11 protein-coding genes and 2 tRNA genes are annotated in these 13578 nt (G+C 70.4%); 4 read left to right on the plus strand and 9 right to left on the minus strand.

Annotated features, from left to right (window positions below):
- The first annotated feature begins 18 nt into the window (after nucleotides 1–18).
- Nucleotides 19–1155 carry an ABC transporter substrate-binding protein gene (locus OG698_RS18570; RefSeq protein ID WP_406104152.1) on the plus strand — a complete coding sequence of 379 codons (1137 nt, stop codon included), beginning with the start codon at nucleotides 19–21 and terminating at the stop codon, nucleotides 1153–1155.
- A gap of 69 nt (nucleotides 1156–1224) precedes the next feature.
- Here the strand turns inward: OG698_RS18570 and OG698_RS18575 are convergent.
- From OG698_RS18575 to OG698_RS18590, 4 genes are all read right to left on the minus strand, one after another.
- Nucleotides 1225–1298, minus strand: a tRNA-Met gene (locus OG698_RS18575).
- Nucleotides 1299–1438: 140 nt separating this feature from the next.
- Nucleotides 1439–3307, minus strand: coding sequence for a sel1 repeat family protein (locus OG698_RS18580; RefSeq protein ID WP_406104154.1), 1869 nt, complete (start codon nucleotides 3305–3307; stop codon nucleotides 1439–1441).
- Between the two features lie 210 nt (nucleotides 3308–3517).
- A tRNA-Met gene (locus OG698_RS18585) sits at nucleotides 3518–3591 on the minus strand.
- A gap of 43 nt (nucleotides 3592–3634) precedes the next feature.
- Complete coding sequence (locus OG698_RS18590) at nucleotides 3635–6589, minus strand: UPF0182 family protein (RefSeq protein WP_406111139.1); 2955 nt, start codon at nucleotides 6587–6589, stop codon at nucleotides 3635–3637.
- A 140-nt stretch (nucleotides 6590–6729) separates the two neighbouring features.
- Between OG698_RS18590 and OG698_RS18595 the strand changes: the two genes are divergently transcribed.
- Nucleotides 6730–7272, plus strand: a complete 543-nt coding sequence (locus OG698_RS18595) for a PPA1309 family protein (RefSeq protein WP_399969773.1) — start codon at nucleotides 6730–6732, stop codon at nucleotides 7270–7272.
- Between the two features lie 64 nt (nucleotides 7273–7336).
- Here OG698_RS18595 and OG698_RS18600 read toward each other — a convergent pair whose 3' ends face one another.
- From OG698_RS18600 to OG698_RS18615, 4 genes are all read right to left on the minus strand, one after another.
- Nucleotides 7337–8425 (minus strand): PDZ domain-containing protein, encoded by a 1089-nt coding sequence (locus tag OG698_RS18600; RefSeq protein ID WP_399969775.1) that lies wholly within the window; start codon nucleotides 8423–8425, stop codon nucleotides 7337–7339.
- A gap of 25 nt (nucleotides 8426–8450) precedes the next feature.
- Nucleotides 8451–8687, minus strand: a complete 237-nt coding sequence (locus tag OG698_RS18605; protein WP_406111750.1) for a hypothetical protein — start codon at nucleotides 8685–8687, stop codon at nucleotides 8451–8453.
- A 147-nt stretch (nucleotides 8688–8834) separates the two neighbouring features.
- The gene (locus OG698_RS18610; protein WP_399969777.1) at nucleotides 8835–9299 is read right to left on the minus strand and encodes a molybdenum cofactor biosynthesis protein MoaE; all 465 of its coding nucleotides are present in this window, start codon (nucleotides 9297–9299) and stop codon (nucleotides 8835–8837) included.
- Nucleotides 9300–9419: 120 nt separating this feature from the next.
- On the minus strand, nucleotides 9420–10532 hold the full coding sequence (locus OG698_RS18615) for an SDR family oxidoreductase (RefSeq protein ID WP_399969779.1): 1113 nt from the start codon (nucleotides 10530–10532) through the stop codon (nucleotides 9420–9422).
- 190 nt (nucleotides 10533–10722) lie between these two features.
- On the opposite strand from OG698_RS18615, the gene OG698_RS18620 reads away from it, so the two are divergent.
- Nucleotides 10723–12195 (plus strand): zinc-dependent metalloprotease, encoded by a 1473-nt coding sequence (locus OG698_RS18620; protein WP_406104156.1) that lies wholly within the window; start codon nucleotides 10723–10725, stop codon nucleotides 12193–12195.
- Nucleotides 12192–12716, plus strand: a complete 525-nt coding sequence (locus OG698_RS18625) for an NUDIX hydrolase (RefSeq protein WP_399969782.1) — start codon at nucleotides 12192–12194, stop codon at nucleotides 12714–12716. The genes OG698_RS18620 and OG698_RS18625 overlap by 4 nt, the downstream gene beginning before the upstream one ends.
- A gap of 93 nt (nucleotides 12717–12809) precedes the next feature.
- Here the strand turns inward: OG698_RS18625 and OG698_RS18630 are convergent, their stop codons facing one another.
- The gene (locus OG698_RS18630) at nucleotides 12810–13565 is read right to left on the minus strand and encodes an AIM24 family protein (RefSeq protein WP_100596678.1); all 756 of its coding nucleotides are present in this window, start codon (nucleotides 13563–13565) and stop codon (nucleotides 12810–12812) included.
- Nucleotides 13566–13578 lie beyond the last annotated feature (13 nt).

A 13578-nucleotide genomic window follows, 5' to 3' on the forward strand; every position in this document is an offset into this window, starting at 1 on the left:
TTCCCGTACGGAGAATCCATGCGCACCAGACTCGTCTGTACGACCCTGCTCGCGACCGGCGTCCTGTTCACCTCGGCCGGCTGCGGCGGCGGCAGCACCTCCTCGTCGGACACGGCCGCGAAGCCCCGCACGGTCAAGGCGGTGGCGGGCTGCGGGAAGAACGGCTGGACCGATCCGTCGGACCTGGCCGCGGACCGCGCACCCGCCCGCTGCGACAAGGGCTCCCCGGCCCCGGTGAAGCTCGCCAAGACCCGCAAGCTCACCATCGCGACCGGCACCCTGAGCGCCGAGTACGTGGCCCCGCTCGAACTCGCCGTGCAGAAGGGCGAGTTCACGAAGGAGGGCCTCGACGTCACCCTGAAGGTCCTGCCGACCCCTGACGCGCTCCCGCTACTGGCCAAGGGGGACATCGACGCGCAGTGGGCGGCGCCCGAGGCCGCGGTGATGAACGGCATCAGCGGCGGCTTCGACATCAAGTGGGTCGCCGGGAACTTCTCCCCCGACCCGAAGTCCAAGAGCGGTATGTGGGTGCGTCTGAAGAAGGGGCAGAGCCCGGACCACGTCCCGATGGCGGGGCGCAGGCTCGGCACGATGATCGGCAAGGGCTCGGTCATCTCGTACCCCATGGACAAGGCGCTGAAGAAGCACGGCGGCGGGCTCGACAAGATCCAGTTCCAGCAGCTCGGCTCGGCCGACGTGCTGACCGCGCTTCAGAACGGCGGGGTCGACTCGGCCTGGCTGCTCGACCCGGTGTGGCGCAAGGTCGACGGCGACAAGCGGTTCGCGTTCCTGGGCGGCCAGCCGCTCGGCGAACCCCTGGGCGGTCTCCTGTTCGGCCCGAAGCTCCTCAAGGAGGACCCGGACGCCGGGGTCGCGTTCCTGCGCGCGTACATCCGCACGGTGAACACGTACTTCGCGGGCGACTACAAGAAGGACCCGGCGTTCGTCGACGGCCTCGCCGGGCTCCTGAAGACCGACAAGGCCGTACTGGAGTCGACGCCGTCGCTGCGCATGGACTGGGAGATCAGGGCGGGCACGACGGACCGGCTCCAGGCCGCCTACCGCGCGGCGGGCGTCTCCAAGGGGGACCCGCTGCCGGAGGACAAGGTCGTGGACCGGGCGCTGTACGGGGAGGCGGTGGGCCACAAGCCGTGACGCCGGGCTCACCCGGCCCGAAACAGAGCTGAGGCCCGGAACCAATGGTTCCGGGCCTCAGGCCTTCAGTAGCGGGGACAGGATTTGAACCTGCGACCTCTGGGTTATGAGCCCAGCGAGCTACCGAGCTGCTCCACCCCGCGTCGGTAAACACGACTCTACGTGAACGCCCCCGACCAGCGCAAATCCCTTCCGGCGCCTGGCCTGCGGGGGCGAAATGAGGGTCTGACGGGAGTGGTGGCGGGGACCGGTCGAGGCCCCGCCACACCCCCCTGTGCCTCCGCTACGCGGACAGCTCCGACCGCAGCGCGTCCCGCAGTCGCCCGGCCCGCTCGGACACCTCGGCCGGACCGAGCTCCACGGCCCGGTGCGCCCATCGCTGCCCTTCGACGAGGTCGCCGCGGCGGGCGCACAGCAGCGCGAGCCGCAGCGCCGCGCGCCCGTGCCCGGCGTCGGCGGCACGCGTCCACCACAGCGCGGCCTCCGGCTCGCTCCCCTCGCGGGCGAGCAACAGCCCGAGGTTGAAGGCGCCGTTGCGCGAGCCCGCCTCCGCGGCCTCGCGGTACCAGCGCGCCGCGCAGACGATGTCGCCCCGCGCCGCGGCCAGCATGCCGACCCGCACCTGCGCGCGCCGGTGCCCCTGCTCGGCGGCCCGCTCGTACCACTCCTCGCACTCGGCGCGCTCACTGACGCACTCGCCGAGCGCGGGCGGCCCGACCGGGGGCTGCCGCGCGTCGAGGACCGTGGCCAGGCGGTACGCGCCCTCGGCGCTGCCCCCGCCGGCGGCGCACCGCAGATGCCGCTCGGCACCCCGCTCGTCGCCGTCCCGCAGCCGGGCGATCCCGGCCTGGAGCGCGGCCTCGGTGTGCCCGCCCGCCGCGGCCCGCTCGTACCACTGGAGGGCGGCGACCTCGTCGTCCCGGCCGGCGTACAGGATGCCGAGGTTGAAGGCGGCGTCCACGCTGCCCGCCTCGGCAGCCTTGGAGAACCACGGCTCGGCGCCCGCCGCGTCGCCGCCCTGGAGGAGCAGCACGGCCAGCGCGTTCGCCGCCTCGCGGTGGCCCGCGTACGCGGCACGCCGGTACCACTGGTCGGCCTGCGCGGTGCGGCCCTGCTCGGCGCAGAGCAGGCCGAGGTTGTACGCGCCGTTGATGTCGCCCGCGTCCATGGCCGCGCGGTACCAGCGCTCGGCGGTCTGGGTCTCGCCGCGCTGGGCGTGCAGGGCGCCGAGCGCGTTGGCAGCGTTGCCATCGCCCTCCTGGGCGGCGCGCAGCCACCAGACCCCTGCGCTCTCCTCGTCACCGGCGTCGCGCAGCAGGAAGCCGAGCGCGCAGGCGGCCCGGGGCTCGCCGTCCTTCGCGGAGTTCAGGTACCAGCGGCCGGCCTCCTTGAGCTCGCCGCGCTTCTCCAGGATCGCGCCGAGGTGCAGGGCGGCCCGGCGGTGTCCGCGCGCGGCGGCCTGCCGGTACCACTGCTCCGCCTCCGCGGCCGCGGGCAGCTTCCTGCGGGTGCCGGTCGCGGTCGCGCCGCCGGGGGCACCGCTCTCGTCGTCGGCGGGCGCGGGCGCACCACGGAGCGCTCCCTCGGGGCGCTCCTGCGCGGCGCGCCGGTCGAGGGTGCGGGCGAGCCGGTAGGCCGCCTCGCGGTGGCCGTGCTCGGCGGCGGCGCGCATCCAGCGCTCGGCGCCGACGTCGCTGCGGTGTTCGAGGAGGTCGGCGAGCGCGTACGCGCCGAGGGCGTGGCCCTGTTCGGCGGACTGCCGCAGCCAGTACTCGGCGGCGGGCTCGTCGCCGCGCTCGCGGTGGTGGCGGCCGAGGGCGTGCGCGGCGGGGGCGGATCCGGCGACGGCGGCGATGCGCCACCAGCCGGCGGCCTCGTCCGCGTATCCGCGCTGGTGCAGCAGGACGCCGAGGTTGTTGGCGGCGGCGCGGTCGCCCGCGGCGGTGGCAGCGCGCAGCTGGGGCTCGGCTCCGTCGAGGTCACCGCGGCGCAGCAGCATGGCTCCGAGGACACTCATCGCCTCGACGTCGCCGGACTCGGCGGCCGGCCGATGACGTGCTTCCTCGGCGGCCGCCCCGGGTTCCTCCCGGTCGGCCGGCTGCACAAACCGCCCTGTATCCAACAGAGTTGCCTTGTCCCCCATAACGTCCATCGTCGCACCACCTGCAACCTGGGTACACCTGGTATACCGCAGCCAGTGAGGTCACTTCAGCGTTTTGTCGACATGCCCACAGAGAGATAAGTGAAACACAAAAACCTCAACTACCCCCGGGAGTGGCACGCTTCGCACGGACGGACGGTTCCAGCGCACACGACGAAGGCCCGGATCCTGAAAGATCAGGATCCGGGCCTTCGTCTTCAGTAGCGGGGACAGGATTTGAACCTGCGACCTCTGGGTTATGAGCCCAGCGAGCTACCGAGCTGCTCCACCCCGCGCCGTTGTGTTCAAACCGTACCACGGCGCGAGGTGGGTCTTCGCTCAGCTGCTCGAGCCCCCACTGTTCTTGCTGGTGTCCTTGTCGGCGCTCTGATCAGCGCTCTTGTCGCCGGACTTGTCGGCGCCCTTGCCGTCGCCGGCCGCCTTGTCGGCCGCGGACTGTGCCTTGTCGGCGCGCTTGAGGGCATCCTCCAGCTTGTCCTGCGCGTCGGCGTAGGCGTGCAGGTCGCCCTTCTTCATGGCGGCCTGGCCCTCCTCGAAGGCCTTCTCCGCGTCCGCAAGGGCTTCCTTGACCGTGGAGTTCTCCGGTGGCTTCGTCGTGTCGCCACCGGGCTTCTCCGGCTCGGCCGGCTGCGCGCCGTCCACGCCGAACGCCTGGTTCAGCGCGTCCCCGAGGTTGTCGGCGAATCCGGTTCTGTCGCCGTAGGAGACCGCGACCTTGCGCAGCAGCGGGTACTCCGCGTTGCGGCCCTGTGCGTAGATCGGTTCGACGTAGAGGAAGCCCTTGTCGAGTGGCACCGTCAGCAGATTGCCGTACAGGACCGTCGAGTCGGCGCCCTTCATGTCGCGGACGAAGTTCGCCACGGACGACAGGGAGTTGAGCTTGTTCTGCACCTGTTCCGGGCCGTACACCTTGTCCTCGGTGACCCGCAGCAGTCTTATCGTGCCGTAGTCCTTGCTGGTGGCATCGGCGTCGACCGCCATGAACGCGCGCAGGTTGGGGCGCCCGCTCGGGGTGAACGTCGTCGTCAGCGAGAACTGCTGGTCGTTCTGGCCCGGCATCTTCATGGACAGGTAGTACGGCGGGACCGCGCTGTTGTCCTTCTTCGTCGGGTCGTTCGGGACCTGCCACGCGTCGGACGCGTTGTAGAACTGGTCGGAGTCCGTGACGTGGTACAGGGACAGCAGCTCGCGCTGCACCTTGAACATGTCCTGCGGATACCGCAGATGGTCCTTGAGCTCCTGCGGGATCGCGCTCTTGGGCTCGACCGTGCCGGGGAACGCCTTCTTCCAGGTCTTGAGGACCGGGTCCTTGTCGTCCCACGTGTACAGCTTCACCGTGCCGTCGTAGGCGTCGACGGTGGCCTTCACCGAGTTGCGGATGTAGTTGACCTGGTTCTGCTGGGCCACCACCGCGCGCTGGTTGTCACCCTCGTTGAGGGAGTCTGCCGTCGTGTCACCGAGCGTCGTACGGGACGCGTACGGGTATCCGTTCGACGTCGTGTACGCGTCGACGACCCACTGGATCTTGCCCTTGACGATCGCCGGGTACGCGTCGCCGTCGATGGTCAGCCAGGGGGCGACCGCCTCGACGCGCTCCTTGGGCGTGCGGTTGTACAGGATCTTCGAGCCGTCGCCGATGGCTCCCGAGTACAGGATCTGCGGCTCGCTGAAGGAGACCGCGTACGCGGCGCGGTTGATCGGGTTGGAGAGGCTGACGCCGCCCTTGCCGCTGTAGCTCGTGGTCTTCTGGGTGCCGTCGTCCTGCTCGTAGTCGAGCTCCTTCTGGGGCCCGCCGACGATCGAGTACTGGCGGGTCTTCTCGCCGTAGTAGATCCGCTGCTGGTACGAGCCCAGGGTCCCGCCGGCGGGCAGGCCCGACTCGGTGAACAGGGGTGCGCCCGGGGAGTCCGGGTCGGTCTGCGTGCCCTTGGCCGCGACCGCTCCGAAGCCGTGCGTGTAGGTGAAGTGGTCGTTGATCCAGTTCCGCTTCTCGACGCCCGCGAGGTTGAGCTCGCGCAGGCCGATGACGGTGTCCTGGCCCTTGTAACGGTCGACGTCGAGGGTCTTCGGGAACTGGTAGTACTTCCGCTCCTGCTCCAGCTGCTGGAACGTCGGCGAGACCACGTTCGGATCGTTGACCCGGTAGCTGGCCGCAGAGTCGGCGTCCGTGCGCTGCTGCTTGGAGTCCTTGACCGTGCCCTTGCCGGTGTAGTCCACCGGGGACACCCCGGCGATCCCGTACGCCTTGCGGGTCGCCTCGATGTTCTTCTCGATGTACGGGGCTTCCTTGGACTGCTCGTTCGGCTGGACCTGGAACTTCTGGACGATGGCCGGGTACAGGCCGCCGATCAGGATCGCGGAGAGCACCATCAGGCCGAAGCCGATGACGGGCAGCTGCCAGGTACGCCGCCACAGCGTCGCGAAGAACAGCACGGCACAGATCGCGGCGATGCAGAACAGGATGGTCTTGGCCGGCAGATACGCGTTCGCGTCGACGTACCGCAGGCCCGTCCAGTTGTCCGTCGCCTTGAAGTCGCTGGACTTCACCGCGAGCCCGTACCGGTCGAGCCAGTACGCGACCGCCTTGAGGGTCACGAACACGCCGAGCAGCACGGAGAGATGACCGGTGGCCGCGGCGGTGGCGCGCGCGCCCGGGCTGGTGATCCGCAGCCCGCCGTACAGGTAGTGGGTCAGCGCGGCCGCGATCAGGGAGAGGATCGTCGCCGCGAAGCCGAAGCCGAGCAGGAACCGGTACCACGGCAGGTCGAACGCGTAGAAGGCCACGTCGAGGTGGAACTGGGGGTCCTTCTGGTGGAACGGCACGCCGTTCACCCACATCAGCCACGTGCGCCACTGGGTGGCGGCTGAGGCGCCCGCGATGAGGCCGACCAGGGCCGTGATGCCGAGCAGCAGCCACTTCTTGTAGGGCGCGATGCTCATGCGGTACCGGTCGAGGCTCTGCTGCTCCATCGACATGGCGCTCAGCGGGGGCCGCAGCCGGTGCGCGAGCCAGACGTTCAGACCGACGGCGATCGCCATCAGCAGTCCGAAGACGAAGAACAGCCCGATCTTCGTCCACAGGGTGGTCGTGAAAACGGACGAGTAGTTGACCGATCGGTACCAGAGCCAGTCGGTCCAGAACCCTGCGAACATGACGAACGCCATGCCCAGTGCGGCAAGGACGCCGAGCGTCATGAGCAGGGAACGGACGCGCCGGGACGGTCGGCCCACTCTCATCCGTGGCCCCGTCGGGCCTCCGCCGCGGTCCGGCATCTGGAAAGCCAAGGTGCGCACCTCGAAAAGTTCGAAATCGATCGGTCAGGCCCCCGTGATCGCGGACCCATCACCTATGCAACTTACTCACGCTTTACTCAGTTCCCGGTTCCGGGTACTAACGAGGCAGGATTGTGACCATGTCCAACACTCCCATGGCAGCCAGCCCCCTCACCCGGGCCGTACTCGAGATCGACGAGTACGCCTCCGGCCTCGGCTGGGACCAGCCCGCCCGCCTCTTCGCCCTCGTCGACACCGCCCGCCTGCGGGCCCAGGAACCCGGCCTCGCGGCCCAGCTCGGCCTGGACGGCGAGGAGGAGGCCGCGGCCTTCACCCCGATCGAGCAGGACGAGGTGCCCGCCGACAAGGCGCTCGACGAGTTCCTCGGCACCATCGCCTGGCCCGACGCGGTCGTCGGCTGCGCCCTGACGGTGGAGCGGCTGATGCTGCCGCCGTCCGCGGAGGCGTCCGTTCCGGAGGGGCTCGGTGAGGCCCAGCTCGCCGACTGGGTGGCGAAGCACCCGGGCCGTCAGGAGGTCCGGATGACGGTCGCAGTACTGCGTGACGGTGCGCGCGAGTCGGCGCTGCGCCTGCGCGAGAAGGACTCCCCCAACGATGTCCTCACCGGGTCGGACCTGGTCCCGGGCCTGGCCGAGGCCCTCGCGGCGACGTTCGCCGAGTAGCACCCGCACCGCAACGAGAGGGGGCGCCGCACAGTGTGCGGCGCCCCCCTTCATGAACCTCGTGTCACCCCTTGACCGTGCACTTCGGCAGGTCGGCGGTGTTGCCCGAGCGGATGTCCTTGAGGGCGTTCATCGCGTCGTCGATGGTGTTGACCTTGACGAGGGTGAGTCCGCCCGGAACGTCCTTGGCCGCCTCGGCGCAGTTGTCCTTGGGGGTCAGGAAGTAGCGCGCGCCCTTGCCGCGGGCGCCGACGGTCTTCATCTGGATGCCGCCGATCGGGCCGACCTTGCCGTCGTCGTCGATGGTGCCCGTGCCGGCCACGAACCTGCCGCCGGTGAGGTCCTCGGGCGTCAGCTTGTCGACGATGCCGAGCGCGAACATCAGTCCGGCGCTGGGGCCGCCGACGTCGGCGAGCTTGATGTCGATGGCGAACGGGAACGTGTGATCGGTTCCGGCCTGGATGCCGACGATCGCGCGGCCGTCCTTGGCCTTCTCCGTGGTGACCGTGACGTTCTGCGTGCGGGTGGGCTGCTTGCCCTCCTTCTCGGCGGCGGCCGCGTCCTTGACGGGCACGATCGTGAAGGAGACGTCCTCGCCCGGCTTGTGCTTGGTGACGAGCTTCGCGACGTCGGCCGGCTTCTCGACCTTGACGCCGTCGACGGCCTTGATCACGTCACCCGCGTGCAGCCGGCCCTCGGAGGGGCTGCCCTTGATGACCGACTGGACGATCACCCAGGACTTCACGGGGATCTTCAGCTCGTCCAGGGCGGCGACCTTGGCGCTCTCCTGGGACTGGCTGAACTCCTCGGCGTTCTCCTGCGAGGACTGCTGCTCGGTCTTGCCGTCGGGGTAGAGCGTGGCGTGCGGCACGACGATGCTGTCGTGCGCGAGCCAGCCGTAGACCGCCGAGACGAGGTTCATGTTGTAGTCGGCGCTCGTGACCCGGACCGTCGTCATGTTGAGGTGACCGGTCGTCGGGTACGTCTTCCGGCCGGAGATCTGGAGCACCGGCTCGCCGTCGTGGTCCCCGAGCGTGTTGACCGTCGGTCCCGGGGTCATCTCGGCGTACGGAACTTTGATGAGCACTCCCGCGCAGAGCAGCGCGATCAGCATCAGGGTCGAGGCGAGCATCGTCGCGGTGCGGCGTGGCATGGAACGACAGTACGGGACCGGCCTGTCAGTGCACCGCTGGGGCGTCCGTCCGGGACTCGACCGGGGGCAGCGCCTCCGCCTCGGGGTCGAGGGGGTCCGTCTCCGTGCCGGTGTGCGACCGTTCCATGGCCTCGCGGAATCGGACGTACCCGTTGAGCTCCGACACGTCACCGGTCCTGCGGTTCCGTGCGGCCCAGCTGCCCCACAGACCGGCGCCGACCGCTGCGACAAGCGGAATGAGCAGCCACAAGAGCGCCGCCATGCCGAACCTCCGACCCCGTGAGCCACCGCAACTGACTGATCAGCAGATTAACCATCTGCTGGGTCAACGCTCGCCGCAGGGGTGCGGTTACGCAACCGGAACCGCCCGTGTGGCCGAAGGCGACGATCGTGGCCCGGCTCCGGGAGGTCAGCAGGCGCCGACCCACTCCTCGGTGCCGTCCGAGAACTTCTGGTGCTTCCAGATGGGCACCTCGTGCTTGAGGTCGTCGATCAGCTTGCGGCAGGCCTCGAAGGCCTCTCCGCGGTGCGGACAGGACACGGCGACGACGACCGCGATGTCGCCGACCGCCAGATCGCCCACTCGGTGGACGGCCGCGAGGGCGCGCACCGGGAACTGGGCGACGACCTTCTCGGCGACGGTCCGCATCTCGATCTCGGCGGAGGGGTGGCACGAGTACCCGAGCGCGTCGACGTCGGCGCCACCGTCGTGATTGCGCACCGTCCCCACGAACAGCGCCGTGCCGCCCGCCGCGTCCTCCCCGACGGCCCGGAACACCTCGTCCACGGACAAGGGCGTGTCGCGGATCGCGATGAGCCGGATGGGGTCGTGCGCCGACTGCTCTCCGGGGTGGTCGTTCGTGGTGCGTGCCATGAGGTCATCGTGCCGTACGCGGCCACCGGCACGGAATAGCGCTTTCCACCGGCACGCGTGCGTAGTGGGTTGGAGCCTCCTACAGGGCGGGCCGGTCCGGGTGCCGGCCGGGGCGGGCTGTCAGATCCTGCGCCTGGCCTTGCGGGCCCGGCGCACGACGGCGGCCGCGCCGAGCAGGGCGACGGTGGCTCCGGCCGCTCCGGCCGCGGTCGCGTCCTTGCGTCCGAGGCGGCGGCCCGCGACGGTGTGCCGTCCCGAGACCTCCTCGAGGAGTTCGGCGAGGACCTCCTCGTTGGTCCACTGCGGGCGCCATCCGGCGTCGTGCAGCCGGCTCACGCTGACCACCCAGGGGTACATCGTGTACGCGAGGTCGCCGGCGGGGGACGGTGTGAGCCCGATCCGGTGAAGCCGGGCCGCGGCGCCCAGGGCGACCGCGGAGGGCAGCTCCATGCGGCGGATCCCGCTGAGCTCCTCGACCTCCTCCTGCTCCAGCCAGCCGTCGCAGCCGACGGCGAGTTCCCCTTCGACCTTCTCCAGGACGGCGTATTCCAGGGCGCTGCACAGGTCCTCGACGTGGCAGAACTGCCAGGCGGGCCGGGATCCCGCCACGACGAGGAGCCGCGGCGACTCGAAGTACCTGGTCAGGGCGGTGTCGGTGCCGCCGACGAGGGTGGCGGGGCGGACCACGGTCACGTTGAGTCCGGGGTGGGCGCGCGGCGCGCGGCGGGCGAGCCGCTCGACCTCCAGGAGGTCGCCGACGCCGGTGGCCTCCGCGGTCGCGCGCAGTTCGGCGTCCTCGGAGAGGGGCAGCTCGTTGTCCTCGAGCGCTCCGTAGACCATCGCCGAGGTGCACAGGACGACACGGTGGACTCCGGCGGCGGCCGCGGCGGTGAGCACCGTCTGGGTGCCTCGCACGTTGTACGCCGTACGGGCGGCGGGGTCGGTCTCCAGGTCGAGGTCGAGCGCGAGGTGCACGACGACGTCCGCGCCGCGCAGCTTCTCGGCGATCGCCGGGTCGCGCACGTCCAGGATGTGCCACGTCGCGGACGTGCACTCACCGCGCCGCTCGTCGATGGCCAGGACCTGCTTGATCTCGTCGGATGCGGCGAGTCGCTCGGTAAGGAGCGCGCCGACGCCGGAGGCGGCACCGGTGACCGCGACGACGGGGCCGCGCGCTCCGGAACTGGTCGAAGGGTTTCGCGCTGCGCGAACCTGCGGATCTGGGGAACTCACCGGGCGTCTCCAGCGGTTGTATTCAGTACGTACGTGTACGACGCGTACGTACCAGGAGGCATCCATCCTGCCGCAGGCCGTGAGTCGGCGGAGCACCGAGGCCCGATCGCGTCACGGTGTCTACGCTGGGTGTGTAGTCGGGCAAACGCCGCCGGGACAGAACCGGTGGCCTTACCAGCCGAGGAACCCCGTGAGTGACACCCCATTCGGATTCGGCCTTCCGCCGGAGGAGCCGGACGACGGCGACGAGGGCAAGAAGAAGGATCAGCAGGGCGGTGGCGGTCAGGGACCTGCCAACCCCTTCGGTTTCGGAGGAATGCCCGGCATGGGCGGCGGGGACAATCCCTTCGCCGCGATGTTCGGTTCCCTGAACCCCAATGACCTGGGGGCCGCCTTCCAGCAGCTCGGCCAGATGCTCTCGTACGAGGGCGGCCCGGTGAACTGGGAGATGGCCAAGGACATCGCGCGTCAGACGGTCTCCCAGGGCACCGCCGACGGCACCAAGGACGCGAGTGTCGGCCCCGCCGAGCGTTCGCAGGTCGAGGAGGCCGTGCGCCTGGCCGACCTGTGGCTCGACGACGCGACGTCGCTGCCCTCGGGCGCCGGGTCCGCGGTGGCGTGGAGCCGCGCCGAGTGGGTCGAGGCGACCCTCCCGGTGTGGAAGGAACTCGTCGACCCGGTCGCCGAGCGTGTCGGCCTGGCCATGGGCGATGTCCTTCCCGAGGAGATGCAGGCCATGGCGGGCCCGCTCATCGGGATGATGCGCTCCATGGGCGGCGCCATGTTCGGCTCGCAGATCGGGCAGGCCGTGGGCGTCCTCGCGGGCGAGGTCGTCGGCTCGACCGACATCGGTCTGCCGCTCGGCCCCGCCGGCAAGGCGGCGCTCCTGCCGGTGAACATCGAGGCGTTCGGCAAGGACCTCGGCATCCCCAAGGAGGAGGTGCGGCTCTACTTGGCGCTGCGCGAGGCCGCCCACCAGCGGCTCTTCTCGCATGTGCCGTGGCTGCGCTCGCACCTGTTCGGCGCGGTCGAGGGGTACGCGCGCGGCATCAAGGTCGACACGGCGAAGCTGGAGGACGCGGTCGGCCAGCTCGACCCGCAGAACCCGGAGCAGCTGCAGGAGGCGCTTCAGCAGGGCATGTTCCAGCCGGAGGACACTCCGGAGCAGAAGGCCGCCCTGGCCCGCCTGGAGACCGCTCTCGCGCTCGTCGAGGGCTGGGTCGACGCCGTGGTCCACGCGGCCGCGAAACCGCGCCTGTCGTCGGCCGACGCGCTCCGTGAGACGCTGCGCCGCCGCCGGGCGACCGGGGGCCCCGCCGAGCAGACGTTCGCCACGCTGATCGGTCTGGAGCTGCGCCCGCGCCGCCTGCGGGACGCCTCGCGACTGTGGGCCTCGCTGACGGACGCGCGCGGTGTGGACGGGCGCGACGGCCTGTGGGCGCACCCGGACATGCTGCCGACGGCTTCGGACCTGGACGACCCGGACGGCTTCGTGCACCGCGAGCAGCTGGACTTCTCCGAGATCGACAAGATGCTCGGCGAGGCGGCGAGCGGTGGCCTGGACAAGCCGAACCTCTCCAAGGAGGGCGACTCCAAGGGCGACGGTCCCGCGGACAGCTCCAAGGACGACTCCGACGGCTCCAAGGACGACGAGGGCAAGTGACGCTGCACGACGACGCAGTCCTCGTACTGAAGGCCTACGAGGGCCAGCCCGAGCTGCGCCAGGCCTACCTGGACCACCTGTCCGCCCATCCCGAGGACGGCATGTGGAAGGCCTGCACGGACGGTCATCTGACGGCGAGCGCGCTGGTCATCGACCCGTCCCGCGGGCGGGTGCTGCTCACGCTGCACAAGAAGCTCCGGATGTGGCTGCAGATGGGCGGCCACTGCGAGCCGGGTGACCTGACGCTCGCGGACGCCGCGCTGCGGGAGGCGACCGAGGAGTCCGGCATCCCCGGCTTGACGCTCCTGCCGGGCGGCCCCGTGCGGCTCGACCGGCATCCGATCCCGGGCCCGTGCACACGGCATCTCGACACGCAGTACGCGGCTGTCGCTCCCGCCGACGCGGTGGCCGCCATCAGCGACGAGTCGCTCGACCTGCGCTGGTTCTCGTACGACGAGGTCGCGGGCGTGGCGGACGACTCCGTCGTGCGCCTGGTGGAGGCGACGCGCGCCCGACTGTGAGCGGGCATGTGTAAGGGGCGGCCACCGAGGTGGCCGCCCCTTACACATGTCACACAGCACATGGTCATTCAGGACACATGGCCGCCCTGTGGGTCAGCTCCAGACGTTGCCCTGGTTCTGGCCGCGGGCACCCTGCTGCCCCATGCCGTACTGGGCGCCGAGGCCCTGGCCGATCACCGCGTTCTGCGGGGGCAGCAGCTCGCTGGGCTGCACGAGGGCGTAGCCCTGGCCCATGAAGCTGAGCTCCCAGCCCTCACCCGTGTTGCCGCGGCGCCGCCACACTCCGGAGGAGTGCGTCTGGGCCTGCATCTGCACGCGCAGGCCGTTCGACCAGGCGACGATCGCGTCCGCGTCGGCGTTGACGTACCGGTCCGGGGTGACCTGGAGCATCAGCGGCTGCCCCGACGTCATCAGGGCGACCTTGCCGCGCCCGGTGATGTTGAGCTGGTACTTGCCGGAGCCGGAGATGCCGTACTGGCTGTCGACGGCGACGACCTGGTAGCTGAGCGAGGAGTCGAGCGCGAGGACATAGCTGCTGTCCACGGTCAGGCCGTCCTGCTCGACCTCCACCACGTGGATGAACTGGGCGAGGTTGGCGAGGTAGACGGTGCCCTGCCCGTGGCAGCGCATCAGGTCGAGGCCCTCACCGGTGTTGGCGCGGGCGCGCCGCTGACCGGAGGTCTGGATCTCGCCGTCGAACTCGACAAGGCCCTGGTAGGCGACCATGGCGCCCTTGCGGGCGAGGATGTCGTCGTGGCCTTCCAGGGTCACCCGCAGCAGCTGCGGGTTCTGGACGGTGTAGCGCTCCTGGGTCTGCTGCTCGGAGTGCGCGAAAAGCGGGCTCTGCATGGTGTTCCGTTCC

It is taken from the genome of Streptomyces sp. NBC_01003, assembly GCF_045162695.1.
Taxonomy (GTDB): Bacteria; Actinomycetota; Actinomycetes; order Streptomycetales; family Streptomycetaceae; genus Streptomyces.